This window comes from Shinella sp. GW835-FHT14H05, from assembly GCF_058793575.1.
Genome location: NZ_JBXAFY010000001.1, coordinates 38,997 through 63,801, shown reverse-complemented (window position 1 = coordinate 63,801; position 24,805 = coordinate 38,997). Strand labels below are relative to the sequence as shown.

The window sequence follows — 24,805 nt, the reverse complement described above, 5'->3', positions numbered from 1 at the left end:
AATGGATCAGGCAGCCGCAGGCGCGCGGCCGGGATTACCGCCTACTCGCGCGGATATGCTGGAAACTGTATCGACATGGACTTCACCCCGAAGCAATTCATGCGGGGGCCATTCGGGAAACGACAGGGCGGCATCATTCCGCAACCCATCGTTCGCCTGCCGGGCACCCCGCCCGTGGACGTTCATGCGCGAGGCAGGTCTCCTGGCTTGCGGGTCGGCGCATCCGTTCACCTTCCCAAGGCATTTGCGCCCCAGTGGCTTATCGAACGAACGCTCGCCGCTTACAGTTGCGGGGGCAGCTCCGGATTTACAGGGCCATCATGGCCCCACCGGATTCCCGTCTTAGCTTCCGATCCTCTCGAATCGGAAGAACCTCGAACACAAGATATAGTAGACGAGGTAAAAAATGCGTCAACAATTATGATGTCTGGCCGCAATATCGCTTGGGGATAAGGAAGGCGCATGCCGGAAAATTCGGCATGCCCAAGGCTCACGCCTTGCCGGTCGGCCGGCTGATCTCGTCCAGATACCAGTCGATATAGCGCAACTCGTTCTGCTCCATCGGCGCGATGGGACCGGGCACGAAATAGTGCGACTGCACGCCGCGCGCCGTGTGCTCGATGATCGTCTTGTCTTCCGCCGTCGTCACCTTCCAGAGCCAGGTGAGCTTTTCGAGGTCGTAATCCGCGCCCTCTTCCGCCTTGCCGTCGACGAGCCAGATCAGCTCCATCTCGCAGCTCTGCGCGGTCTTGGGGATGAAGCGGTAGATCATGCCGTGGTCGGGATAACAGACGAGGAAGGTCGTGCCGCCGAGATGGATGGAGGTGACGCCGCCGTCGAAATCGGAGAAACGACCCATCAGCGGCGCGACCGCCGTGCCGTCCTCGCTGCCACTCTGCACGCCGTCATACAGCGCATAGCGGAAGGCATGGATCGCCTCGCGGCCCTCGCGCGACGTCTGCCAATGGTTGCCGGAGCCGACCTCGATGCCGAGCGCACAGGTGCGCTCCTCCATCGCGGCATTCAGCGCCTCGATCATGTGCAGCGGCTGCTCAAGCGCATGGGTCTGCGAATATTCCGGATGCGCCGGGCCGCAATGGTAACACTCGACATAGTTTTCCACCGCGAGCTTCCAGTTGGCATCGACCGGATAGGTTTCGCGGTGCGCGATCTTCGCGCTCGCCCAGCCATATTGCCCGCAGGTCGCATGCAGCAGGCGCTCCACCTCGGAAAAATCGAGCGGCTCATCGGCAAAGGAAATGAAGATCAGTCCCTCGACAACGCGCACATGCAGCGTCTTCAGCCCATGGTCCTCGCGCTTGAAATCCTTCGGCATCAGGCGGGCGGCCCGCAGGCTCCCGTCATTGCCGTAGGTCCAGGCGTGGTAGGGACAGACGAAGACGCGGGCATTGCCCTTCTGCTTGGTGCAGACTTCCGCGCCGCGATGGCGACAGACGTTCAGGATTGCGTTGATCGACCCGTTCGCCGCGCGGGTGACGATCACCTGCTCGGTATCGATGCGGAAAACCTCGAAATCGTTGACGTTCGGGATGACGCTCTCATGCGCGATACAGTGCCAGTGGCGGCGGAACACCCGCTCCATGTCGCGCTGGTAGATGTCCGGATCCTGATAGAACGCGCGGGCGAGGCCGTGCCCCGGCCGATGGTCTGCCACAAGACGGTCGATACGGTCGGCGATATTGTCGATTACGGCTTCGGCGATATGTGCCATACCAGCGGACCCCTCAATGGCTTTTTCTCGCGGCAGTATCCAGAGGATAAAACCTCCCGGCAAGATGACCGGAAGGCCACGATTAATCGACATAGTCGATTAGCGCCTCCGCGGGCGCCACGCGCCCGCCGCGTCCCGATGGCCCACATTTCGCGAATTTCGACAGGGTCTCGGCCGTCTCTATGATAGGTCTGCGCGTTCCGGGCAAAGCCCAGGGGCACATTCCACCGGGCCGGCAGAGGTGCACATGTTTCGGATTCTGTACCAGGGCGACATCTTCGCCGACTATTTCCAGATTTACCTGCGCGACGAGGCGCATGCGGACCTGCCCGACGACTACACGGAAGAAACGATCGCGTGCCACCTCATGGCCGGGCCGCATGCCGTCATCCTTCACACCGTGCGCAACATGATGGTGCCGGTCTGCGTCGAATGGCACCAGCAGCGCCCCGACCTCGATCTCGACAGCCACCAGCATGTCGTCGAGGCGGGCATCACCTGCCCGTCGGGCCAACTGGTGCTTGCCGGCATGACCGAAAACGAAATGGAATCTCCGCGTCTTGCCGTGAAGGCGGGGCCGCTCGGCATTCGGGCGAGCCTCGCCGGCCTCGACACGCTCAGCACCGACGGGCTAGAAGGCGACGACCGTTACCTCTTGCAGCTTTGGCCCGGGGTGGAGGCAAAAGGCGTGCGGGTGCTGAAGGCCTGGCAGACGGCCTAGGATCGCTACCGCCCTCTCGCGGCGGTAGCGGCTTTGCAAAAGAGGCTTTAGCCGATGCTCATCAGGCTAGCATTTCCGCCGGCGGCTGCGGTGTTGATCGAGGTCGAGACCTCTTCGAGCAGCCAGTTCAGGCAATAGGCTTCGCTGCCCGCCTGGATTTCCTGCGTGGAGGCGGCCTGCGTCAGGACGAGCGGACCCGGCAACGTCGCGATGCGGCGCGCGGCCTCAACGACCCTGTCGCCATCCCCTTCGATCAGCGCACCCGCATAGGGGCCATCGGCCGCCCAGTCGGTCGACCAGGTGATGAGGGCGGCGAGGCTCGCCGGCAGATCGGACAGGCTGGCCTTGAGGCCGGAGGCCGCATCGATGACCGCCTTGTTGCCCGTGGCGAGCACGGCACCGAGCTGGGCCAGAAGCCCCTCCTCCGTCGCCGGCACGAGAAGGATGCGGCCGCGCGGATGGAGCGAATAGAGGTTGCGCTCGCCGACGGGGCCGGGCAGTTCGAGGTCGAGCCCGAGTGCCGAATTGCTGCCGAGATCGCGCACGCGGTCCGCCAGTTCGGCCTTGCCCTTGCCGCGCAGCCATTGCGCGAAATCGGTCACAGCCGGCTGAAGATGCACGGATGAATGCTGCGGCGGCACCGGCGGCGTCTGCACGAGACGGCCGATATAGAGCGGCCCGCCGGCCTTCGGTCCGGTGCCCGAAAGCCCCCGACCGCCGAACGGCTGCACGCCGACGATGGCGCCGATAATGTTGCGGTTGACGTAGATATTGCCCGCCTTCACCCGGCTGGTGACATGGGCGATCGTCTCGTCGAGACGGGTATGCAGGCCGAAGGTCAGGCCGTAGCCGGTCGCGTTGATGTCGTCGATCAGGCGATCGACGTCTTCGCGCTTGAAGCGGATGACGTGCAGGACCGGACCGAACACCTCGCGCTCCAGGTCGGCAAGCGATTGCAGCTCGATGATGGTGGGCGAAACGAAGGTGCCGCGCGCCGCCTCCACCGGCAGCGCCACCTGCTCGACCTTGCGGCCGCGGGCGCGCATCTTTTCGATATGCCCCTCGATGTTCTGCTTGGCTTCCGCCGTGATGACCGGACCGGTATCGACATTCAGCCGGTCGGTGCGGCCGATTTTCAGTTCCGCCAGCGCGCCCTTCAGCATGGTCAGCGTCCGGTCGGCGACGTCTTCCTGGAGGCAGAGCACGCGCAGCGCCGAGCAGCGCTGGCCGGCGCTGTCGAAGGCGGATGCGATGACATCCGCCACCACCTGTTCGGCGAGCGCAGACGAATCGACGATCATCGCATTCTGCCCGCCGGTTTCGGCGATCAGCGGAATGGGCTTGCCCGAGGACGACAGGCGCCCCGCAAGCTCCTTCTGGATAAGGCGGGCTACTTCCGTCGAGCCGGTGAACATGACGCCCGCCGTCTCCGGCGCACCAACGAGGGCGGCGCCCACGCGGCCATCACCCGGCAGCAATTGCAGCGCGCCGACTGGAATGCCGGCCTCATGCAGGATACGCACGGCTTCGGCAGCGATCAGCGGTGTTTCTTCCGCAGGCTTCGCCAGAACCGGATTGCCGGCGACGAGCGCCGCGGCAATCTGGCCGGAGAAGATCGCCAGCGGGAAATTCCACGGGCTGATGCAGACGATGGGGCCGAGCGGCTGGTGGGCGGCACCGAGCGTGCGGCGCGCCTGTTCCGCATAATAACGCAGGAAGTCGATCGCCTCGCGCACTTCGGCAATGGCATTGGCCGCCGATTTGCCGGCCTCGCGGATGGCAAGGCCGATCAGGGTCGAGATTTTCGCCTGCATCAGGTCGGCGGCGCGGTCGAGGCGGTCGCCACGCTCGCGCGGCGGCACGGCGGCCCATTCGGACGCGGCTGCCAGCGCCAGTTTCGCGGCCTTCGCCACGCCCTCGCTGGAGGTTTCCGTCACATAGCCGACGACATCGGACTGGTCGGCCGGGTTCAGCACCGCCCGCTTTTCGCCATCGCTGGAACCATCCGCGATCTGCGGAACGGCCTGCCATTCGACAGCCGCGGTCCTGGCGAGGTCCTGCGCAAGCGCTGCAAGCACCGTCTCGTTTGACAGGTCGAGACCGGCGGAGTTCAACCGGCCCTTGCCGTAAAGTTCTGCCGGAAGGGCGATCCGGTCATGTTTTCCGCCCGGCACCGGCATGGCGCGCACGACGGCGGCGGGATCGGCGATCAGCTCATCGACCGAGATGGCCGGATCGGCAATGCGGTTGACGAAAGAGGAGTTCGCGCCGTTTTCGAGCAGGCGGCGGACGAGATAGGCGAGCAGCGTCTCATGCGTGCCGACCGGCGCGTAAATGCGGCATGGCCGGTTGAGCTTTTCCGCGCCGACGACTTCGTCATAAAGCGGCTCACCCATGCCGTGCAGGCACTGGAACTCATACTGCCCGACGCGGAAATCCGGCCCGGCGAGCTGATAGATCGTGGCGAGCGACTGGGCATTGTGCGTGGCGAACTGCGGGAAGACCGCGTCCGTCGCCGCCAGCAGCTTTTTCGCGCAGGCGATGTACGAGACATCCGTGTGGATCTTGCGCGTATAGACCGGGAACTCCTCCAGGCCATCGAGCTGCGCGCGCTTGATCTCGGCATCCCAATAGGCGCCCTTGACGAGGCGCACCATGATGCGGCGGCTGGAGCGGCGGGCGAGATCGATGATGAAATCGAGCACGAAGGGGCAGCGCTTGCCATAGGCCTGCACCACGAAGCCGACGCCATCCCAGCCCGTCAAAGCGGGATCGTGGCAAAGCTCTTCGAGCAGGTCGAGCGACAGTTCCAGCCGGTCGGCCTCCTCGGCATCGATATTGAGGCCGATATTGTAGGATTTGGCAATCACCGCCAGCGCCTTCACCTTGGGCAACAGCTCGCCCATCACGCGCCCGGCCTGCGCCCGCACGTAACGCGGATGCAGCGCCGAAAGCTTGATCGAAATGCCGGGGCCGTCATAGATGCCGCGGCCGGCAGATGCCTTGCCGATGGCATGGATGGCGTTCTCGTAGTCGCGGTAGTAGCGCTCCGCATCGGCAGCCGTCGTCGCCGCCTCACCGAGCATGTCGTAGGAATAGCGGAAACCCTTGCGCTCCATGGCGCGCGAATTGCGCAGCGCCTCGTCGATCGTCTCGCCGGTGACGAACTGCTCGCCCATCATGCGCATGGCCATGTCGACGCCGCGGCGAATGACCGGCTCGCCGCAGCGGGCGATGAGACGCGTGAGCGCGGCGGAAAGGCCGCGGTCGTTCACAGTCGAGGTCAGCTTGCCGGTGACGACGAGGCCCCAGGTCGCGGCATTGACGAAGAGCGAGCGACCACCCCCCATATGCGACTTCCAATCGCCTTCGGAAATCTTGTCACGGATCAGCGCGTCGCGGGTGGCGTTATCGGGAATACGCAGCAGCGCTTCGGCAAGGCACATGAGGGCGACGCCCTCCTGGCTGGAGAGCGAATATTCATGCACCAGCCCTTCGACGCCGGAGCCCTTGTGCTTGGCGCGCAACGCAACGATCAGCTTGCGGGCCGTTTCGCGGATGCGGGCGGTCACCTCGTCCGGCAGCGTCGCCTGGTCGAGAAGCGGCCGCACGGCCTCCACTTCGGGAATGCGATAGGCGGCGGTGATGCGCTGCCGAAGTTCGCTCTGCGCCCGGATGGGCGGTGCAAAATCGGCGAAAGCGGGAGCATTATGTTCGTTTGCAGACTGGACCATTTTCATCACCATCTCGGGCTATCGGCCATTCCATCCGAGCGCAGAATACATCGCCTGCCGGCGCATTCCACCCTCGTGGCGCTGGCCGGGAACATAGTGGATTGCTACGGGACCTTCTCACCAATATAAGGCTTCAAACGAGAACTATCTCCAAATGAATCCTGATTTGGTGGTCTTAATGTCCAGGGGAAAGCAAGTTTTTAGTGAAATCGATGCGATCGACCGGAAGATCCTCGATCTTCTCGTTGAAAATGCACGCATTTCCATCACCGAAATGTCCGAAATCGTCGGCCTTTCGAAGACCCCGTGCACGCTGCGCCTGCAACGCCTGATCCATGACGGTTATATCGACGGCTTCCGCGCCGTGCTCAATCCGAAGAAGCTCGGACTGGACCATGTCGCCTTCGCGGAGGTCAAGTTGTCCGACACGAAGGAGGCAGCACTCATCGCCTTCAACAATGCGGTGCGCAAGATCAAGGAAGTCGAGGAGTGCCACATGATCGCCGGCCGCTTCGACTACCTGATAAAGATTCGCACCTCCGATATCCGCAGATACCGGGAGGTGCTGGGCGAGAAGATTTCGAGCCTGCCGAATGTCGCAAGCACCTCCACCTCCGTCGCAATGGAATCCATCAAGGAAAGCGGCCGCTGATATCCGTCAGGCCGGCTGCGCGGCCTGCGGCACCGGGAAGACCCGGTCATAGGCGAGGTTATAGGCGAAGGTGTAGACCACGTAGAAGCCGACGATCGCCATGTCCATCATCAGCGCCTGCCACACGGTGATGCCGAGATACCAGGCGATCGGCGGAATGAGGATGGCGAGCAGGCCGCCCTCGAACAGCAGCACATGTACCACGCGCGCTTTCAGGCTCTTGCGCGTATGGCCGAGGAGCCGCAGCATCGCGTGGTCGAAGCCGAGATTGTAGACGAAGTTCCACAGCGTCGCGATCGTCGCCGAGACGACGCCGACGACGCCCATATGGCCAACCGGCTGGTTGAACAGCGCCGCCGCCACGGGAACGAAGATCGCGAGGCCGAACGCCTCGAAGAGGACCGCATGACGGACGCGATCGGGGAAAGTGCGCATGGACATGATGTCTATCCTTTTGTTGTTTTCGTTGACTTGCGCGCTTTCTATCTCAATATCCTGGATTATAAAGTTAGCTACTATCCGGATTTGAGATAGATGACCGTTTCCATGGAACAGTTGGAGGCCTTCGCTGCGGCCGCCGAGCACGGCTCCTTCTCCGCAGCCGGCCGGGCGTTGCGCAAGGCGCAGTCGGCGATCAGCGTGCTGGTGTCGAGCCTGGAGGACGATCTCGGCATCCAGCTCTTCAGCCGGGCGTCGCGCAATCCCGCCCTCACACCGGCCGGCGAGCGGCTGCTGGCGGAAGCGAAGGTCATCCTCGATCGCCGTGAGCACCTGATCGGCGTGGCGGCCAGTTTCGAGGCCCATGTGGAAAAACGCCTGGTCGTCGCCATCGACGAGCTCTATCCGGAGCGCGCGCTGGGCACGCTCTTTGCCGAATTCGCCGAGCGGTTTCCCCATGTGGAACTGGAGCTGCTCTTTCCGATGATGGAGGATGTCAGCCGGCTGGTGCTCGACGGCAAGGCCGATATCGGCGTGATGTGGCGGCAGGAGACGCTGCCGGCGGCCCTCGCCTTCCACACGATAGGCTGGGTGCCGCTGAAACTGGTCTGCGGCCGGAACCATCCGCTCGCCGGCACGGCGGTCGACTGGGAGGAGCTGAAGCGCCATCGCCAGCTGATGGTCGCCGTGCGCAGCGAAGGCCCGGAAAAACAGCGCCTGCGCACCGCCGCGGAAGTCTGGTGGGTGGAAAGCCACTGGGTGATCCTGCAAATGGTCAAGCAGGGCATCGGCTGGGCGCTGGTGCCGGACCATATCATCGATTATTCCCCGGTCATCGACGATCTCGTGACCCCCGCCCTCCAGTTCGACGACGCAGACTGGCCGGTCGCCCTCGAAATGGTCTGGCACAAGCAGAAGCCAAGCGGCCCCGCCGCCGAATGGCTGCGCGAACGCTTCGCCTCCACGCGCATCAACGCCACGCCGGGATAAGGGCCGCAAGAGTGCGGCCCTCGCCTCACCGCCCGTCGCTGAACTGCACGAGATCCCAGAGATTGCCGTAGAGGTCCTCGAAGACCGCCACCGTGCCGTAATCCGCCTGCTTCGGCGCGCGCACGAAGCGGATGCCCCGCTCGGTATAGAGCGCGTGATCGCGCCAGAAATCATCGGTCGAGAGGAAAAGGAAGACCCGTCCGCCCGCCTGGTTTCCGATGAAGGCCTCCTGATTGGCTGCAGAGGCGCGCGCCAGAAGCAGCGACGTGTTGCCGCCGCGCGGCCGCACCACCACCCAGCGCTTGTCCTGCTCGGGCTGGTAGCTGTCCTCGACCAGCTCGAAGCCGAGCTTTTCGACATAGAAGGCGATGGCCTCGTCGTAGTCGCGGACGACGAGCGCGATATGCGCGATGCTGTGCTTCATTCCGGCTCCGGCGGCAGGGGTATTGGCCCGGCAGATCAGCACGAGTTTCCGGCGGATGCCATCGTTTTCTCGCTAGCGCACGACGATCAGCGGCCCGATAAGGCCTGGCCGCGCAGGTGGCGCACCGTGCGCCGCCGGCCCAAACAGATTCCACTTCAAGGACGATCGACGCGGTCCAATCGGACTCGTCCTCCGCGATTTTTCCGGGTCGGCTATCGCTTCAGATTCAGATGATGCACGGGATCGCTGGCGGTCTGCGCGGCCTGGAGGTTCTTGTAGCGTCCGTTCTTGCGGGCGATGAGGTCGGCATGGTTGCCGCTCTCGACGATGCGGCCATCATCAACCACGAGAATGCGGTCGGCATTCGCGATCGTGGCGAGCCGGTGGGCGATGACCAGCGTCGTACGGCCGGCGGAGAGCTCTGCCAGCGATTGCTGGATGGCGCGCTCGGTCTCCGTGTCGAGCGCCGAGGTTGCCTCGTCGAGGATGAGGATCGGCGGGTTCTTTAGGAAGATGCGGGCAATCGCCAGGCGTTGCTTCTGCCCGCCGGAAAGTTTCACACCGCGCTCGCCGATCATCGTGTCGAGCCCGTCCGGCAGGTTGGCGATCACATCGTCGAGCCGCGCGCGCCTTGCCGCATCCAGAATCTCGGCTTCCGTGGCGTCGAGCCGGCCATAGGCGATGTTCTCACGGATCGTGCCGGCGAAGAGGAAGACGTCCTGCTGCACGATGCCGATATTGGAGCGCAGCGATTTCAGCGTCATGTCGCGGATGTCGATGCCGTCGACGGTGATCGCGCCGGCGGTGATCTCGTAGAACCGCGGCAGCAGCGAGCAGATCGTCGTCTTGCCGGCGCCAGAGGGGCCGACGAAGGCGATGGTCTCGCCTGCCTGGATTGCGAGGTCCAGCCCGTCGAAGACTGGCCTTTCGGTGCTGTAGCCGAAACGCACGCCGCGATATGCGATATCGCCTTTTAGCCGGCCAGCCTCCCGGGCGCTGTCGCGGTCCATGATGTCGGGCTGCGTGTCGAGGAACTGCGTGTACCGCGCAAAACCCGCAATGCCCTTCGGATAGGTCTCGATGATCGAGTTGATCTTGTCGATCGGCCGGAAGAACACGTTGACGAGCAGCAGGAAGCCGACGAAGCCGCCGGCGGAAAGCTCGCCGCGCGTCACGAACCACGCGCCGGCCAGCATCACCACCACCTGCACGAAGCGCATCGAAAGGTAGGAGAGCGACATGGAGGCCGCCATCACCTTGTAGGCTTCGAGCTTGGTGACGAGGTAGTTGCGGTTGCTCTCGGCAAAAAGCTTGCGCTCGTGATCTTCGTTGGCAAAGGCCTGCACGACGCGGATGCCGCCGACATTCTCCTCGATGCGGGCGTTGAAATCGGCGACGCGGCCGTAAAGCGCGTGCCAGTTGGAGGTCATGCGCGCGCCATAATGCGTGGTGACCCAGGCCGTCAGCGGCACGATGACGGCGGTGATCAGCGCCAGCGGCACATGCACCCAGAGCATCAGCAGGAAGGCGCCGATCAGCGTCATGATGGCGATGAACAGGTCTTCCGGCCCGTGATGGGCGACTTCGCCGATTTCTTCTAGGTCCTTGGTCAGCCTCGCGACGAGATGGCCGGTCTTCTGGTTGTCGAAGAAGCCGAAGGAGAGCTTTTGCAGGTGGTCGAAGGCCTTGCGGCGCATCTCGGCCTCGATGCGCACGCCGAGCATGTGGCCCCAATAGGTGACGATGACCTGAAGGCCGGCATTGATGAGATAGATCAGGAACAGGCCGATGGCGGCGAGTGCGATGAGATCGAGCCGCCCGGTCGGCAGCAGCCGGTCGATGAAGAGCGTCACCGCGACGGGAAAGGCCAGTTCCAGCAGGCCGGCGGCGACGGCGCTGCCGAAATCCAGCGCAAACAGGCCCCGATGCGGGCGGTAATAGGCGGCGAAGCGCTTCAGGTGGTCGGACATGAACGGCATGCTTTCGATATCGATCTTATTGCTAAGACGATCAACTACCGCGTCTCATCCCACAGGTCGCAAAATTTTTCTTCCCCGACACGGTTTTGTGATTGGCGCCCTTTTGCGGGCGCCAATCCTAGCTTCCGGCAAAAGCCGCTCAGTTCGTGGCACTAGCCAGGGAAACACCCGTCAGCCGTTCGGACAACGCCCACAGACGCTCCGCCGCATCCGGATCCATCGCCCAGGGCGCCACGCCCTTGTTGCCTGCCGCCTCGCCCTGCGGGAGCGACACCTCGCAATCCTCGCAATAGACGCCGCCGATGCCGTCGAGTTCGGGGCGTGTCGCCGCCCAGACGCTGGTTGCGGCACCCTGCTGCGGGCTCTTCAGATCGCGCGCAGGATCGACGCGGCGGTTGCCGTTCTCGTCATAGACGTCGAAGGCATTGATCTCCTCCTCGCTGAGATGGCGGGCAAGATCGGTGAGGATGACGCCCGGATGCAGCGAGAAGGCGCGCACGCCATGTTCAGCCCCGCGCCGGTCGAGCCCCAGCGCAAAGAGCGCATTCGCCGTCTTCGCCTGGCCATAGGCCTGCCACTTGTCATAGGCGCGCGTGCGGAAATCGATATCGTCGAAATCGACCGGCCCGATCTGGTGCCCGCGCGAGGAGACCGAAACGACCCGCGCGCCGCCGGCCGCAACCAACGCCGGCCAAAGCCCCGCCACCAGCCGGAAATGGCCAAGATGGTTCGTCGAAAATTGGCTCTCGTGCCCCTCGGCATCGCGCGCCAGCGGCGTCGCCATAATGCCGGCGCTGTTGACGAGGATCGACACCGGCGTGCCGGCCGCGACGATCCTGTCCGCGAAGGCGGCGATAGATGCGGGGTCTGAAAGATCCATCGCCTCGATGCGCACATTGTCGATGCCGGCCAGCGTGCGCTCCGCCTTGGCGCGGTCGCGTGCCGGCACGATGACCGCGGCGCCGGCGCCCGCAAGTGCCCGCGTCGTCTCGACGCCGAGGCCGGAATAGCCGCCGGTCACGATCGCCGTCTTGCCGGAAAGGTCTATCCCGGCGACGACCTCCTCGGCGGTGCTGGGGGCATTGAAACGGGACCCGATGGGTTTTTGCTCGGACATGTCGTCACTCCTTCGTTCTCTCGTGCTGGTGTCCGTGCCTCATATCGGGTAAAGTTTCGGCGTCTCCAGCTTGCAAACTCCAGGTTTTTGTCGTGATCGTCCAGAATGCACAGGATGCCTTGTCAGACGTGCTGAGCGCCATCGATGCGCGCGCGCTCTTCTCCGTGCGCTTTGCCGCCGGCGGCCCATGGTCCGTCGCCTTCCCGCCGCCATCCTATGTGAAGTTCAACGCCATCCGCCACGGCGGCGCCTGGGTTATCCCGGAAGGCGAGGCGCCGATGCGCATCGAGGCGGGAGATTGCCTGGTGGTCAGCGGCAAGGCCTTTACGCTTTGCAGCGATCCCCGGGTCAAACCCATCCCGGCGCGCGACGTCTTCATCGGCGGCAACCTCGATGTGATGGTCGGTGACGGCCGGGATTTCGTGCTCCTCGGCGGCAGCGTGAACCTCGATACGGTGGACGGCACGCTCCTGACCGACGCCCTCCCCCCGGTCGTCGTCATCGCGCGCGAAGAGGCCGGGCCGATCGCCTGGCTGCTGGAACAGTTGGATGCGGAGTGGAACAGCACGGCACCGGGATCGCGCATTGCCTGCAACGACCTCCTGCGCCTGATCTTCATCCATGTGCTGCGCGCCTATCTTGCCCGCGAGACGTCGCGGCATCCGGGCTGGCTGGCCGGTCTCACCGACCGTCGCCTTGCCCCGGCGCTGCGGGCCATCCATGCCGACCCGGCGCGCCGCTGGACGGTGGACGAACTCGCCGGCATCGCCGGCCAGTCACGCTCGGCCTTTGCCGAACGGTTCCGCGAGACCGTCGGCGCCTCGCCGATCGATTATCTTGCGGCATGGCGCATGCGGCTTGCGGCCGCCCGGCTGCGGCGCGGCGACGAACCGCTGCCGCGCATCGCCCAATCGCTGGGCTATGCCTCGGACAGCGCCTTCGCCGCCACCTTCCGCCGTGTCCTCGGCCAATCGCCCGCCCGCTACCGCAGCCTGCACCGCGGCGCGGCGGCCTAGCTTCGCCCGATCAGGCCTTCACGGCGCTCGCGGTGTAGATCTCGTCGATCGTCCGGCCGAGGCTGGCGTCGAACTCGGCATCGCTCATTTGCAGGCGCAGGTCTTCCGTGAGCGCGCGCGAGAAGCTGGCAATCATGCCGTGGTTGCGGCTGAGCTTTTCGCAGGCGTCGGCGCGGCTGTAGCCGCCCGACAGGGCCACGACGCGAGCGACCGCCTTGTGCGCGATCAGCGGCTTGTAGAAATCCGCAACCGTCGGGATGGTAAGCTTCAGCATGACCTGCTCGCCCGCCGGCACCGCGTCGAGCTGGCTGGCGATCTCGTCGCGCAGGATCGCCTCGGCCTCCTCTTTCGTCGCACTCTTGATCGAGACTTCCGGCTCGATGATCGGGACGAGGCCATGGCCGAGGATCTGGCGTCCCACCTCGAACTGCTGCTTCACCACGGCGGCGATGCCGGCCTTGTCGGCATGGGCGATCACCGAGCGCATCTTGGTGCCGAAAATGCCCTTCCTCACGGCGCGGGCGAGCAGCGCGTCGAGATCGGGCATCGGCTTCATCACCTGCGCGCCGTTCTCCTCGGCGGCCAGCCCCTTGTCGACCTTGAGGAAGGGCACGACGCCGCGGTCTTCCCACAGATAGGAGGGAACCGACTTGCCCTTGGCCTCGCCATCCATGGTCTTTTCGAACAGGATGGCGCCGATCACCTTGTCGCCGGAGAAAGCGGGCGCCGTCATGATGCGCACGCGCATCTCATGCATCAGGCGGAACATCGCCTCGTCACCGCTATAGTCGGTGTCGGCAATGCCGTAGAGGCGCAAGGCGCCGGGGGTGGAACCGCCGCTTTGGTCGAGGGCGGCAATAAAACCCTCCTTGCCGGACATCTGCGCCATCATCTTTGCGTCAGCCATGCTTTCCCCCCTTTTCGGACCGGCGCGTGGTGCGCTCGGACACGCTGCTCTGCCAATTTGCTCGGAGCATAACCGACGATATCTGGTTCTCCTACCCCTTGCCGAGATCGGCGCGGGTGGATTTTACCGGCTCAAAACAAACTCATGTCGCCGACCAGGAGGTTTCGCGCGAGCCATGGGCTTTGCCGGCCTTCGGTGTCGCGCAGCACGCGGGATTTGACGGCGGAGTAGAATTCGCCGAGGTCGATGACGCCGTTGGCATCGACGTCCGCCGTGCCGCGGCCGGTCCCGAGCACCTCGACGATGGCAGAGGTGAAGACGCCGCCGCCCTTTCCGGCACTTTCCAGCGCGACCTGCCGCCCCTTCGACGCGGCAAGCACGACCATGGGTGCGCCGGCTGACGTCAGCAAGGCACCGGCGACATCGTCGTTCGTGGCGAAGGCGCTGCTGCCGGCAAGCCCGGTGTGACAGGCGTCGAGCAGGATCACCACCGTTCCTTTTGCCTTGGATAGCACCGCCGCGACATCGCTCCACGCAAGCGCGGTCTCGCGCAGCGCGCCGGTGCGCGTATCCGGCAGGGCGAGCAGCAGGTCGCCGGTCGTGCCCGTGCCGCCGGAACCGACGGCGTGGCCGGCAAAAGAGAAGAGCAACGTATCATCCGGCCCGGTGGCGGCGACGGCATCGGCCACCGCCTTGAGGATCGCTTCGCCCGTCGCCGCACGGTCGCTCAGCACGGTCAACTCCGGCGACGCTGCGCGATGGCCGCCGACGCCCGCCAGAACCGCTTTCAGGCGCTCCGCATCACTGCGCGCGAAGGACAGCGCGGGAATGCCGGGATCGCCGCTATAGGCGTCGATGCCCACGAGCACCGCGCGAAGACGCCCGTGCCCACGCGATGGCGGCGGCAGGAGCAGGCCTTTCGGGGTGCTGACCAGGCCGTCCGCATCGTCGGCAAGCACGGTGATCCACCGGCTGCCGCCAGGATCGGCAATGTCGAAGACCTCTTCGGCCGCTTGTCCCTGCACATTCCGCTCGGTGATCAGCCGGCCGTCGACGAACACACGCAGCCGCGCGAGCCCGGTATCGTCCGTGGCGCTCACCGACAGGCGGCGTTTTCCCGCCCCGGCCACGCTCGCCGTGAAGGAAACCAGCGGCGGCGAACCCAGCGTTTCCGGGCGCGCAGCGATCTCCCGCCCTTCGAGCACCGCCTGCGCGAGGCCTGGCCGGTGGAGGGCCACCCCGAATTGGTGCACGGTCTGCAAAGCCGGCATGCCGGCAAAACGCACATTCAGCGCGTGCGCACCTTCGTAAGTCGTGTCGAACCGACCGTCGGGCAGCATGACGACGATCTCGTCATCGATATGCGCGCCGCCCAGGATCTGCTCGCCCGTCTCGGCACGAAACACGGCGAAGCGGCCGTCATGGTTGAGCTGCACCAGAAACCGGCCGTCCCGGGTCAGACGCATGGCGCGCACCAGCGTCGGATCGGCAAGCGGAACGAGGTTTCCGACGCGCTTGCCGGTTCGCGTATCGATGAAGGCGGCCTGTCCGATATAGCTGGCGGAGACGAGAATCCGGTCGTCGCGCACCGCGAAGACCCGGATTTCGCTCGCATCCGTCGAGCTCCACCCGAACGCACTGGTATCGTCGGACGCGCCTCCCGGTACGAGTTCCCGGTCGATGTTCACGATGAGGTCGCGCGAAACCAGAATGAGGCCCGCCATGCTGACCCTGGAGCTGCCAGCATAACAATTGGCAAAGAGCAGCGCATGGGCCTGTTCCTCTTCGCCCCAGCGCCAGGCCTGTTCGATGGAGGCCGGGTCGAACGCCTCAGCGGAGGTCTTGCATTCGAAGGCGACGTTTTCCGGCGAGACGGTGCTGAAGCGCTTGCGGATGGTGGGAGCGGTCCGCGCCACGGCATCGATGAGCGTATCGATCTTCGGTTTTCGATCGGCATTCACATCCATGTAGTGACCATAGGTGCTGTGAGCGACCGACGACACCCGGTCGATCGCGCCGATGACGGCGCCGATCCGGTCGAACACCGTCGCCTCGGAGGGCTGGAACGACGATTGCGGCAGGCGCCCAAGGCCGCGCCCGGCGATCTGGACCGCGCAAAACACGCCGCCCTCGGCGCGCGCCAGACCACGCCCATCGCCGACATCCCCGCATCGGTCATCCGCAGCCACAACTGCTGTTCCCTCCATCAGGGGTTTGCGAACGAGCTTGTCGACGGGCACGAACAGCTGCTCGTCCGGCGCTGATGCATTGATGAGATAACTCTCCATGCCATGCGTGACGCGTATCGGCTCGCCGAAACGCCAGAGGTGTTTTTCAAGAGGGATATCGAAACCGCGATGGGTCCTGACGAGCTGGCGAAGCGCTTTTCGCGCGCCGTCCGGGTCAAAATCGTCGAAATTCCCTTGCGAAGCCGACAAGTAGTAACCTGGTCCGCTTTCCTCCAGGTCGTAAACCTCGCCGGAGACGATGTCCCAGAACCGCCCGCCGTCTTTGGTGCCATCGGCGCTGGGGCCGGTCATCGCCGCGAACATGCGATCGACATCGAGCACGATTTCGGTGCGCCAGCCGACCCCCATGTTCCGCATATAGGTTCCGGTGCCGATATCGCCGTTGAGGGTGGAGACGACGGAATTCTCCATCTGCCGGATTTCCGCGCCGAGCACGATGAAACTGTCGTTGCGCGCCCAGGCGAGCAGCCCATGGCGCAGGTTCTGGACGACGGCGCCATCGGCGAGGTCGACGACCTCCAGCCGCCTGTCGACCGAACGCACCGCTGCCACGAAGCGTCCCGTCGGTGAGAAGCGCGGCTGCAATCCTGCGCGCGAGAACAGCAGAGCGCCCATCTCGCGGTCGAACACGTCGTAGCGGTCCTTGTAGACCTTCATCTCGTAGCGCCCGGACGCGTCGGCCAGAACCTCGTCCGGCGCATCGCTCGTGAAGCGGTCCTGCACGACGATTTCCGGCAGCCCGAGTTCCACCGTCAGGCGCAGTGAGCGCTCCGTGCGCAGCACATGCTCGCCGCAGGTGCCGCCCGTCACGAGGCTGAAGCCGATATCCTGCGGGCCGGCGGAAAGCAGGAAGACCGTAATGGCGCCGCTTGCCGCGGGCATGCGCCCATGCAGCGGAATGATGGCGCGCGTGCGCTCTTCGGCATGTTTCAGACCATCCGGCCCCTTCGCCCCAGCCGTCAGGGGCAGGAAACCCTTGCCCTTGAAACGCGTGGTCGCCGGGAAATCGGCGACGATGAAAAGCGGTAGCGGGGCGGGTTTTGCCGCTTGGAGCTGATAACCCAATAGGAAGCCCGTGCCCGGCGTCAGTTTCTGCGTCATGCCGATCGTAAACTGGATGCCGGCGACCAGCGCCCGCGCCTCATTAAGCGCCTCGGGACAGGTAAGCGCCACGGTCTGAATGGCCGGCATCTGCCGAAGTTCGGCGATGCGTTCCCGCATCTGTTTCGCAAGACAGGCCACATCGCCGCGGCATCGGCTTCGCTTACGCATCCACGCGCGCTGGTCCGCCACCAGTTTCTCGGCCGCCTTGCCTTCAGCTGCGGAGCGTTGCTGCGAATAGACGGCAGCCATTTCCGCGTCGAGCGCCGCCAAAGTGGGATCGCCGCATATGGCATGCTCCACCGCATTGGAGGCCTTGGCGCAATCGAAACTGGGCTGCGCGGACGCCGATCCGGCACCCAGCAGCGAGAGCATGGTGCAAACAGCCGCCATCATCAGAACATGCAGTCGCGTGCCGGAACCGGTCATGCCGTCCCCCTCCGCATAGGGCCTGCTCCCCTGTCCGGAAGCAGGCCTCACCACTCGGCTTCACTGACAATTCCTGAAATTCCTGCGCTGGCGGGGCCAGGTATACTCAATTCTTCTAACGTACCAGCCAAGCCGTTCATTCGGCCGACGGAGGCTGCGTTCAAAAACGGCACATTTTCCGCAGGTTGTGCTGAAACTCATTCACCCTGGCGTTCCAGTCAAAACGACACATACGAGTTATAGTTGCAGTTTTGCAAAACTCATTTAGCGTGCCGGAAGCGGAGTGCCGCGCGGCTGCAAGTGGGAAAACGCATGAACTATCTGCACTCGATCTTCCAGCAATCCCCCGAGATTGCCCTCTTCCTCGCCCTTGCCGGCGGCTACTGGATCGGCAAGTTCCAATTCGGCAAATTCCAGCTGGGCGGCGTCGCTGGCTCGCTGTTGGTCGCCGTCGTCCTCAGCCAGGTCGGCGTGACGATCGACAATGGCATCAAGACCGTGCTCTTCGCACTGTTCATCTATGCCGTCGGTTTCGAGAGCGGGCCGCAGTTCTTCCGCTCGCTCGGCCGCAAATCCATTCGCGAGATCGTCATGGCGGCCGTGCTGGCGCTGAGCGGGCTTGCCACGGTGGTGGTGCTCGCCAAGATATTCTCGCTCGACAAGGGTCTTGCCGCCGGCATTGCCGCAGGCGGGCTCACCCAGTCGGCGATCATCGGCACCGCGAGCTCCGCCATCGGCAAGCTCGGCCTTTCGGCGGACCAGACTCAGACGCTCCAGGCCAACGTGGCGATCGGCTATGCCGTCACCTACATCTTCGGATCCTTCGGCGCGATCCTGGTCTGCGTCAACATCCTGCCCTGGTTCATGGGCCGCGGCATCCGCGACGACGCGGTGAAGGCGCAAGCCGAAATGCTGGCCGGCGCGCAGGTCTTCGGCCCGGGCGAAAGCGCTGCCCTGCCGGATCTCGTCGGGCGCCTCTTCACGGTGGAGAAGGCGGCCGGCCGCACGGTCGCCGACCTGGAGGCCAGCGCCACGGCCGCGCCGATCGCCGTCGAGCGCATCAAGCGCAAGGGCAGCATCGTCGGCGTCGATCCGACCTTCGTTCTGGAGCGCGGCGATATCGTGCTCATCGTCGGGCGCCGCTCCGGCGTCGTCGGGCTGGAGGCCGTGGTGGGACCGGAATTGCAGACCTCCGACGGCATGGAGATGGTTCTCGCCACGCGCGACGTCGTCGTCGCCAATGCCGAATTCGCCGGCCACACGGTCTCCGACATCATCGAGGCGACGCGCGACCTGCGGCACGGCGTTTTCGTGCTCTCCGTCAAGCGCGGCGGCACGCCGCTGCCCCTCGAAGCGAAAACGCGGATCGAGGCCGGCGATATCGTCACGGTCTATGGCCTCCAGGAGGATCTCCAGCGCATAGCCAAGCGCGTCGGGCCGGTTCTCGTGCCGAGCGACAAGACGGATTTCGTCTTCCATGGCCTCGGCATCGTCGTCGGCCTTTTGATCGGCCTTCTTGTCGTGCGCATCGGCTCGATCCCGCTGACACTCGGCAGCGGCGGCGGCGCGCTTCTGGCGGGCCTTGCCTTCGGCTGGTATCGCAGCCGCAACATGACGCTGGGCAACATGCCGACCGGCGCATCCACCCTGCTTCGCGACCTCGGCCTTGCCGGCTTCGTTGCGGTGGTCGGCCTCCAGTCCGGCCAGCAGGCGGTGCACACCATCATCGAGAGCGGCCTGTCGATCTTCCTGATCGGCGTCGCCGTCACCATCATTCCCATGCTGATCACCATGGCCGTGGGACGATACGTGCTGCACTACGACAACGTCGCGGTGTTCGCCGGTTCGCTGTCGGGTTCGCGCAGCGCCAATCCCGCCTTCGGCGAGGTGCTCGACAAGGCCGGCAATTCCGTGCCGACGACATCCTTCGCCATCACCTACGCCCTCGCCAACGTGTTCCTGACCCTGCTCGGGCCACTCGTCGTCGCCCTCGTATGACCGCCCCCCTAGGTCAAGCCTTCGGAGAAAGCCCCATGACCGACTACAGCCAATACGCCAAGCTGAGCCCGTTCGAGCTCAAGGACGAGCTCATCAAGCTGGCCACGAGCAAGAAGAACCAGACGATGCTAAATGCCGGGCGCGGCAACCCAAACTTCCTGGCCACCCTCCCCCGCCGGGCCTTCTTCCGGCTCGGCCTGTTCGCCACGGCCGAGGCCGAGCTTTCCTATTCCTACATGCAGCAGGGCATTGGCGGCCTTCCCAACATCGAAGGCATCGAAGGTCGGTTCGAGCGCTTCATCAGCGAGCATCGCGACCAGGAGGGCGTCGTCTTCCTGAGCCGCAGCCTGTCCTATGTCCGCGACCAGCTCGGCCTTTCCGCCTCGCAGTTCCTGCATGAGATGGTCGAGGGCATCCTCGGCTGCAACTATCCCGTCCCGCCCCGCATGCTGCGGGTGAGCGAAGAGATCGTCCGGCAATATCTCGTCAAGGAGATGATCGGCGGCTTCACGCCGGCCGGCGATGTCGACGTCTTCGCGGTGGAAGGCGGCACGGCCGCCATGACCTACATCTTCAACACCATGAAGCAGAACGGGCTCGTCGAGCGCGGCGACAAGGTGGCGATCGGCCTGCCCGTCTTCACGCCCTATATCGAGATCCCACAGCTCGAGGAATACGGCCTGAAGGAAGTCGCGATCAATGCGGACCCGGCCGCCGGATGGCAATATCCCGATTCGGAACTGGAAAAGCTGAAGGACCCCGCCATCAAGGTGTTCTTCTGCATCAATCCGAGCAACCCACCCTCCGTCAAGCTCGACGAGCGCAGCCTGAAGAAAATCGCCGACATCGTCGCCAACGACCGGCCGGACCTCATCATCCTGACCGACGACGTCTACGGAACCTTCGCCGACGACTTCCAGTCGCTTTTCGCGGTCTGCCCGAACAACACGATCCTCGTCTACTCATTCTCGAAATATTTCGGCGCCACGGGCTGGCGGCTCGGGGCCATCGCCACGAACCGGGAAAACGTGCTCGACCGGAAGATCGCAGACCTGCCGAAGAAGACGCGGGAGGCGCTGGAAAAACGCTACAACTCGATCGTGACCGACGTAAGCGCGCTGAAATTCATCGACCGGCTCGTCGCCGACAGCCGCACGGTCGCCCTCAACCACACGGCCGGGCTCTCGACGCCGCAGCAGGTGCAGATGGTGCTGTTCTCGCTCTTTGCCCTGATGGACGAGCACGACATGTACAAGGCGTCGCTGAAGAAGGTCATTCGCCGGCGCGAAGCGGCCCTCTACCGCGAACTCGGCATCGAACTCACCGAGAACCCGAACCAAGTGGATTATTACACGCTGCTCGACCTCGAAGACATCGCACAAAAACTCTACGGCTCGGAGTTCGCGGCGTGGGTGAAGAAGACCTTCACCGCCAACGAACTTCTCTTCCGCATCGCCGACGAAACCGGCATCGTCCTCCTCCCCGGCCGCGGCTTCGGCACGCAGCACCCCTCCGGCAGAGCTTCCCTCGCCAACCTCAACGAGTACGAATATGCGAGGATCGGCCGTGCACTGCGGAACATGGCGGACGAGTATCACCGGCAGTTCACGAAGAAGAAGTCGAAACGCTGAGACCGTCGGAGCCACCAGCCGAGTGGCAGCGACACGTCTGACCTATCGTCTCGGTGCTCACTCCGACAGGAGGGTTCGCGTAAGAGCATGTCCCGCTTCGGCGAGGCCGTCGTTGATGGTGAAGTGATGCCTGTCCGGCTCGACGATCACGGCGGTGGTCGCGCCCAGCCCCGTCCAGATGTTGGCGAGGAGGGCGTTCTGGCGCAGGAATTCCGGTCGCTCGCTTCCGCCCACCCAGCAGGTGATGCGGGCGTCTCGCATGGGCCGCAGCAGCGCCGGGCTTTCCGCAAGCGCCTCCGCTTCGTCGATGGCGAGCCTTTCGTTCATGGCGGTCGACAGGAGGGGGCGCAGGTCGTGCAGGCCTGAAATCGAGACGACGTTGCGGATGCGTTGCTGAACCTGTGGCGCCAGCGGCGCCGTCGTGGTGATCATCCGGCTGGCGAGATGGCCGCCGGCCGAATGCCCGGTCAGGATCAGCGGTCCCTCGACCAGTCCTGCTGCTTCGGTGATGGCCGCCGCGACCTCCCTGACGATTTCCGCGATGCGAACCTCCGGGCACAGCGTGTAGGAGGGCATGGCGACCGCATAACCGCTGGCGACGGCGCCTGCGGCCAGATGCGACCAGAAGCTCTTGTCGAGCTGCAGCCAGAATCCACCGTGTACGAAGACAACCAGGCCCTTGGCGACACCTTCCGGGAGAAAGAGGTCCATGCGGTTTCGGGGCCGTTCGCCATAGACAAGATCGAGTTTTGCGCGGCCGGCCGACTGCAGCGCGCTTCGGAATGTCTCGGCGGGCGTGACCCAGGCCTCCGGCCATCGATCGCCGCGCGGGATGTTCACCCCGTTGGCATAGGCGTTGTCCCAGTCCGAAATGCGGTATTCCAGCATCGTTGCACCCCTCCCTTGATGGCCGACGGGAATAGAAATCACCCGGACGGCGGCCAAAGGCAATGCCATCAACGAAAAAACTTTAGGCTTGAAATAATTTTTGACAGATGCGATGCTGCACCATGTTCAGCGCAGAAGTGGAGGTCTTCGCTGTGCCCATCACAATCGATGACATTTCCAGCGCGACGACATGGCCCCTCGGCTCGGCGAAGCTGCGCCTTGCCGCCAGGACCCTCGCGACCGCAAAAAATCTAGCCGATGCAGCCTGAACAACAGGCACGACACGAACAGGGGGATGGCCGCCACATGCTTGGACCGACTGCACATGTCGACACGTTCACACGCGACAACCTGCCGCCGCCGCAGGAATGGCCGGATTTCCTGCTCGACGGTTTCGATTATCCCGACCGCCTTAACGCCGCCGTCGAACTGACGGATGCGATGGTCGCAAAGGGTGTCGGCGACCGCACCGCGCTGATCGGCAACGGGCGCCGCCGGACCTACAAGGAACTCTCCGACTGGACCAACCGGCTGGCCCATGCGCTGGTCGAGAACTACGGCGTGAAGCCGGGCAACCGGGTGCTCATCCGCTCGGCCAACAACCCGGCCATGGTCGCCTGTTGGCTTGCCGCCACCAAGGCCGGCGCCGTCGTCGTCAACACTATGCCGATGCTGCGCGCCGGCGAACTCACCAAGATCGTCGACAAGGCCGAGATCAGCCTGGCGCTCTGCGACACGCGCCTGATGGACGAGATGATCGCCTGCGCCAAGGACAGCCGCCATCTGAAGCAGGTCGTCGGCTTCGACGGGACCGCGAACCACGATGCCGAACTCGACCGGATCGCCCTCGACAAGCCGGTGCGCTTCGACGCCGTGCCGACCGGCCGCGACGACGTGGCGCTTCTCGGCTTCACCTCCGGCACGACCGGCGTGCCGAAGGCGACCATGCACTTCCACCGCGACCTGATGGCGATCGCCGACGGCTACGCGCAGGAAGTCCTCGGCGTGACGCCGGAGGACGTCTTCGTCGGTTCGCCGCCGCTCGCCTTCACCTTCGGCCTGGGTGGCCTTGCGATTTTCCCGCTGCGCTTCGGGGCGGCGGCGACGCTGCTCGAACAGGCGACGCCGGCGCTGATGGTGGAGATCATCGAGACCTACAAGGCGACGATCTCGTTCACCGCGCCCACGGCCTACCGGGCCATGCTGAAGGCGATGGATGCCGGCGCGGACCTGTCGTCGCTGCGCGTCGCGATCTCGGCGGGCGAGACGCTGCCCGGCCCGATCTTCGAGGAATGGACCGAGAAGACCGGCAAGCCGATCCTCGACGGCATCGGCGCCACCGAGATGCTGCACATCTTCATTTCCAACCGCTTCGAGGACCGCAAGGCCGCCTCCACCGGCAAACCGGTCGGCGGCTATGAGGCGAGGATCGTCGACGACGAGATGCGCGAAGTGCCGCGCGGCACCGTCGGCAGGCTCGCCGTGCGCGGGCCGACCGGGTGCCGCTACATGGCCGATGCCCGCCAGCGCGACTATGTCCGCGACGGCTGGAACATCACCGGCGACGCCTTCTTCCAGGACGAGGACGGCTTCTTCCATTTCGCGGCCCGCTCCGACGACATGATCGTGACCGCCGGCTACAACATCGCCGGCCCCGAGGTCGAGGCGGCGCTGATCGCGCACCCGGAAGTGGCGGAATGCGCGGTGGTGGGCGCGCCGGACACCGAGCGCGGCCAGATCGTGGAAGCCTATGTCGTGCTGACCGCCGGCGTGCTCGCGGACGAGGCGACGATCAAGCGCCTGCAGGATCACGTCAAAGCGACGATCGCGCCCTTCAAATATCCCCGCTCGGTGAAGTTCGTCGAGGCCCTGCCGAAGACCGCGACGGGCAAGATCCAACGGTTCCGTTTGCGGGCGGAGCACTGACATGAGCGACCCATACGACCCTTCGAAGGAAGGCGCACAAATGTCGTTCGAGGGACGCATGTCCTACAGCGACTATCTCAAGCTGGAGAAGGTTCTCACCGCGCAGGCGCCGCTTTCGCAGGCGCATGACGAGATGCTGTTCATCATCCAGCACCAGACCTCCGAGCTCTGGATGAAGCTCGCCTTGCACGAGATCAACTCGGCGATCCGCTCCATCCGCGAGGACCGGCTGGAGCCGGCCTTCAAGATGCTGTCGCGGGTCGCGCGCATTTTCGAGCAGTTGAACAACGCCTGGGACGTGCTGCGCACGATGACGCCCAGCGAATATACCGAATTCCGGGATTCGCTCGGGCAATCGTCCGGCTTCCAGTCCTGGCAATATCGGGCAATCGAGTTTTCCGCCGGCAACCGCAACCTTGCCATGCTGCGCCCGCACGCCCATCGCCCCGACATCCTGGAGAAGCTGGAGGCGATCCTCTCCGCCCCGTCGCTCTATGACGAAGCGATCCGACTTCTGGCACGCAACGGCTTCGATGTCGGCGACGAGGCCGCGCGCGACGACTGGCGCGAGACGCGCAGCGAGAACGGCAAGGTCTTTGCGGCGTGGCAAACCGTCTACCGCAATCCGGAGCGCTACTGGATGCTCTACGAGCTTGCGGAAAAGCTGGTCGATTTCGAGGATTATTTCCGGCGCTGGCGCTTCAACCACGTGACCACCGTCGAACGCATCATCGGCTTCAAGCGCGGCACGGGCGGAACGTCCGGCGCCTCCTATCTCAAGAAGATGCTCGAGGTGGAGCTCTTCCCCGAACTATGGCATGTGCGTACGGATCTTTGATAGAACACGATAAAAACCGAACCATAATGAGGAGA

Annotated in this window: 17 protein-coding genes and 1 riboswitch; of the genes, 8 read left to right on the top strand and 9 right to left on the bottom strand. The window is 64.5% G+C overall.

Features of this window, described 5'->3' with window-relative positions; all coding sequences use genetic code 11:
* Positions 1-175: 175 nt before the first annotated feature.
* Positions 176-392, bottom strand: a riboswitch (cobalamin riboswitch).
* A 98-nt stretch (positions 393-490) separates the two neighbouring features.
* Positions 491-1,732: an aromatic ring-hydroxylating oxygenase subunit alpha gene (locus tag AC1Q6Z_RS00295; protein WP_256119639.1), complete on the bottom strand. Its 1,242-nt coding sequence runs from the start codon at positions 1,730-1,732 to the stop codon at positions 491-493.
* A gap of 247 nt (positions 1,733-1,979) precedes the next feature.
* Between AC1Q6Z_RS00295 and AC1Q6Z_RS00290 the strand changes: the two genes are divergently transcribed.
* Positions 1,980-2,453, top strand: coding sequence for a hypothetical protein (locus AC1Q6Z_RS00290; protein ID WP_492646348.1), 474 nt, complete (start codon positions 1,980-1,982; stop codon positions 2,451-2,453).
* A gap of 47 nt (positions 2,454-2,500) precedes the next feature.
* On the opposite strand, the gene putA is transcribed toward AC1Q6Z_RS00290, so the two are convergent.
* Positions 2,501-6,187 (bottom strand): trifunctional transcriptional regulator/proline dehydrogenase/L-glutamate gamma-semialdehyde dehydrogenase, encoded by a 3,687-nt coding sequence (gene putA / locus AC1Q6Z_RS00285; RefSeq protein WP_492646347.1) that lies wholly within the window; start codon positions 6,185-6,187, stop codon positions 2,501-2,503.
* Between the two features lie 178 nt (positions 6,188-6,365).
* On the opposite strand from putA, the gene AC1Q6Z_RS00280 reads away from it, so the two are divergent.
* Entirely contained in the window at positions 6,366-6,839 is a 474-nt protein-coding gene (locus AC1Q6Z_RS00280) for an Lrp/AsnC family transcriptional regulator (RefSeq protein ID WP_492646346.1), read from the top strand.
* Positions 6,840-6,845: 6 nt separating this feature from the next.
* Here AC1Q6Z_RS00280 and AC1Q6Z_RS00275 read toward each other — a convergent pair whose 3' ends face one another.
* Positions 6,846-7,280 carry a PACE efflux transporter gene (locus AC1Q6Z_RS00275; RefSeq protein WP_492646345.1) on the bottom strand — a complete coding sequence of 145 codons (435 nt, stop codon included), beginning with the start codon at positions 7,278-7,280 and terminating at the stop codon, positions 6,846-6,848.
* A 93-nt stretch (positions 7,281-7,373) separates the two neighbouring features.
* Between AC1Q6Z_RS00275 and AC1Q6Z_RS00270 the strand changes: the two genes are divergently transcribed.
* On the top strand, positions 7,374-8,267 hold the full coding sequence (locus tag AC1Q6Z_RS00270; protein WP_492646344.1) for a LysR family transcriptional regulator: 894 nt from the start codon (positions 7,374-7,376) through the stop codon (positions 8,265-8,267).
* A 25-nt stretch (positions 8,268-8,292) separates the two neighbouring features.
* On the opposite strand, the gene AC1Q6Z_RS00265 is transcribed toward AC1Q6Z_RS00270, so the two are convergent.
* The 3 genes from AC1Q6Z_RS00265 to AC1Q6Z_RS00255 all read right to left on the bottom strand — a co-directional run bounded on the left by AC1Q6Z_RS00265 (position 8,293) and on the right by AC1Q6Z_RS00255 (position 11,787).
* Positions 8,293-8,691: a VOC family protein gene (locus tag AC1Q6Z_RS00265; protein WP_492646343.1), complete on the bottom strand. Its 399-nt coding sequence runs from the start codon at positions 8,689-8,691 to the stop codon at positions 8,293-8,295.
* Positions 8,692-8,903: 212 nt separating this feature from the next.
* Complete coding sequence (locus AC1Q6Z_RS00260; protein WP_492646342.1) at positions 8,904-10,661, bottom strand: ABC transporter ATP-binding protein; 1,758 nt, start codon at positions 10,659-10,661, stop codon at positions 8,904-8,906.
* Positions 10,662-10,809: 148 nt separating this feature from the next.
* On the bottom strand, positions 10,810-11,787 hold the full coding sequence (locus AC1Q6Z_RS00255) for an oxidoreductase (RefSeq protein WP_492646341.1): 978 nt from the start codon (positions 11,785-11,787) through the stop codon (positions 10,810-10,812).
* Between the two features lie 92 nt (positions 11,788-11,879).
* Between AC1Q6Z_RS00255 and AC1Q6Z_RS00250 the strand changes: the two genes are divergently transcribed.
* Complete coding sequence (locus tag AC1Q6Z_RS00250) at positions 11,880-12,803, top strand: AraC family transcriptional regulator (protein WP_492646340.1); 924 nt, start codon at positions 11,880-11,882, stop codon at positions 12,801-12,803.
* A 10-nt stretch (positions 12,804-12,813) separates the two neighbouring features.
* Here the strand turns inward: AC1Q6Z_RS00250 and AC1Q6Z_RS00245 are convergent, their stop codons facing one another.
* Both AC1Q6Z_RS00245 and AC1Q6Z_RS00240 read right to left on the bottom strand, forming a co-directional pair.
* Entirely contained in the window at positions 12,814-13,710 is an 897-nt protein-coding gene (locus AC1Q6Z_RS00245; RefSeq protein WP_492646339.1) for a fructose bisphosphate aldolase, read from the bottom strand.
* 131 nt (positions 13,711-13,841) lie between these two features.
* Positions 13,842-17,489 (bottom strand): caspase family protein, encoded by a 3,648-nt coding sequence (locus tag AC1Q6Z_RS00240; RefSeq protein WP_492646338.1) that lies wholly within the window; start codon positions 17,487-17,489, stop codon positions 13,842-13,844.
* Between the two features lie 312 nt (positions 17,490-17,801).
* On the opposite strand from AC1Q6Z_RS00240, the gene aspT reads away from it, so the two are divergent.
* Both aspT and AC1Q6Z_RS00230 read left to right on the top strand, forming a co-directional pair.
* Complete coding sequence (aspT, locus tag AC1Q6Z_RS00235; protein WP_492646337.1) at positions 17,802-19,487, top strand: aspartate-alanine antiporter; 1,686 nt, start codon at positions 17,802-17,804, stop codon at positions 19,485-19,487.
* Between the two features lie 35 nt (positions 19,488-19,522).
* The gene (locus tag AC1Q6Z_RS00230) at positions 19,523-21,118 is read left to right on the top strand and encodes a bifunctional aspartate transaminase/aspartate 4-decarboxylase (protein ID WP_256119626.1); all 1,596 of its coding nucleotides are present in this window, start codon (positions 19,523-19,525) and stop codon (positions 21,116-21,118) included.
* A gap of 57 nt (positions 21,119-21,175) precedes the next feature.
* Here the strand turns inward: AC1Q6Z_RS00230 and AC1Q6Z_RS00225 are convergent, their stop codons facing one another.
* Positions 21,176-22,006 (bottom strand): hormone-sensitive lipase, encoded by an 831-nt coding sequence (locus AC1Q6Z_RS00225; protein WP_492646336.1) that lies wholly within the window; start codon positions 22,004-22,006, stop codon positions 21,176-21,178.
* Positions 22,007-22,312: 306 nt separating this feature from the next.
* On the opposite strand from AC1Q6Z_RS00225, the gene AC1Q6Z_RS00220 reads away from it, so the two are divergent.
* Together AC1Q6Z_RS00220 and kynA are read left to right on the top strand one after the other, a co-directional pair.
* Positions 22,313-23,932, top strand: a complete 1,620-nt coding sequence (locus AC1Q6Z_RS00220) for a benzoate-CoA ligase family protein (RefSeq protein WP_492646335.1) — start codon at positions 22,313-22,315, stop codon at positions 23,930-23,932.
* A gap of 1 nt (position 23,933) precedes the next feature.
* Positions 23,934-24,770, top strand: a complete 837-nt coding sequence (kynA, locus tag AC1Q6Z_RS00215; protein WP_492646334.1) for a tryptophan 2,3-dioxygenase — start codon at positions 23,934-23,936, stop codon at positions 24,768-24,770.
* Positions 24,771-24,805: the final 35 nt, after the last annotated feature.

Excerpts from the sequence above, each read along its gene's own strand:
- AC1Q6Z_RS00295 (WP_256119639.1), bottom strand. The coding sequence starts at position 1,732 with ATGGCACATATCGCCGAAGCCGTAATCGACAATATCGCCGACCGTATC.
- AC1Q6Z_RS00290 (WP_492646348.1), top strand. The coding sequence starts at position 1,980 with ATGTTTCGGATTCTGTACCAGGGCGACATCTTCGCCGACTATTTCCAG.
- putA (WP_492646347.1), bottom strand. The coding sequence starts at position 6,187 with ATGGTCCAGTCTGCAAACGAACATAATGCTCCCGCTTTCGCCGATTTT.
- AC1Q6Z_RS00280 (WP_492646346.1), top strand. The coding sequence starts at position 6,366 with ATGTCCAGGGGAAAGCAAGTTTTTAGTGAAATCGATGCGATCGACCGG.
- AC1Q6Z_RS00275 (WP_492646345.1), bottom strand. The coding sequence starts at position 7,280 with ATGTCCATGCGCACTTTCCCCGATCGCGTCCGTCATGCGGTCCTCTTC.
- AC1Q6Z_RS00270 (WP_492646344.1), top strand. The coding sequence starts at position 7,374 with ATGACCGTTTCCATGGAACAGTTGGAGGCCTTCGCTGCGGCCGCCGAG.
- AC1Q6Z_RS00265 (WP_492646343.1), bottom strand. The coding sequence starts at position 8,691 with ATGAAGCACAGCATCGCGCATATCGCGCTCGTCGTCCGCGACTACGAC.
- AC1Q6Z_RS00260 (WP_492646342.1), bottom strand. The coding sequence starts at position 10,661 with ATGTCCGACCACCTGAAGCGCTTCGCCGCCTATTACCGCCCGCATCGG.
- AC1Q6Z_RS00255 (WP_492646341.1), bottom strand. The coding sequence starts at position 11,787 with ATGTCCGAGCAAAAACCCATCGGGTCCCGTTTCAATGCCCCCAGCACC.
- AC1Q6Z_RS00245 (WP_492646339.1), bottom strand. The coding sequence starts at position 13,710 with ATGGCTGACGCAAAGATGATGGCGCAGATGTCCGGCAAGGAGGGTTTT.
- AC1Q6Z_RS00240 (WP_492646338.1), bottom strand. The coding sequence starts at position 17,489 with ATGACCGGTTCCGGCACGCGACTGCATGTTCTGATGATGGCGGCTGTT.
- aspT (WP_492646337.1), top strand. The coding sequence starts at position 17,802 with ATGAACTATCTGCACTCGATCTTCCAGCAATCCCCCGAGATTGCCCTC.
- AC1Q6Z_RS00230 (WP_256119626.1), top strand. The coding sequence starts at position 19,523 with ATGACCGACTACAGCCAATACGCCAAGCTGAGCCCGTTCGAGCTCAAG.
- AC1Q6Z_RS00225 (WP_492646336.1), bottom strand. The coding sequence starts at position 22,006 with ATGCTGGAATACCGCATTTCGGACTGGGACAACGCCTATGCCAACGGG.
- AC1Q6Z_RS00220 (WP_492646335.1), top strand. The coding sequence starts at position 22,313 with ATGCTTGGACCGACTGCACATGTCGACACGTTCACACGCGACAACCTG.
- kynA (WP_492646334.1), top strand. The coding sequence starts at position 23,934 with ATGAGCGACCCATACGACCCTTCGAAGGAAGGCGCACAAATGTCGTTC.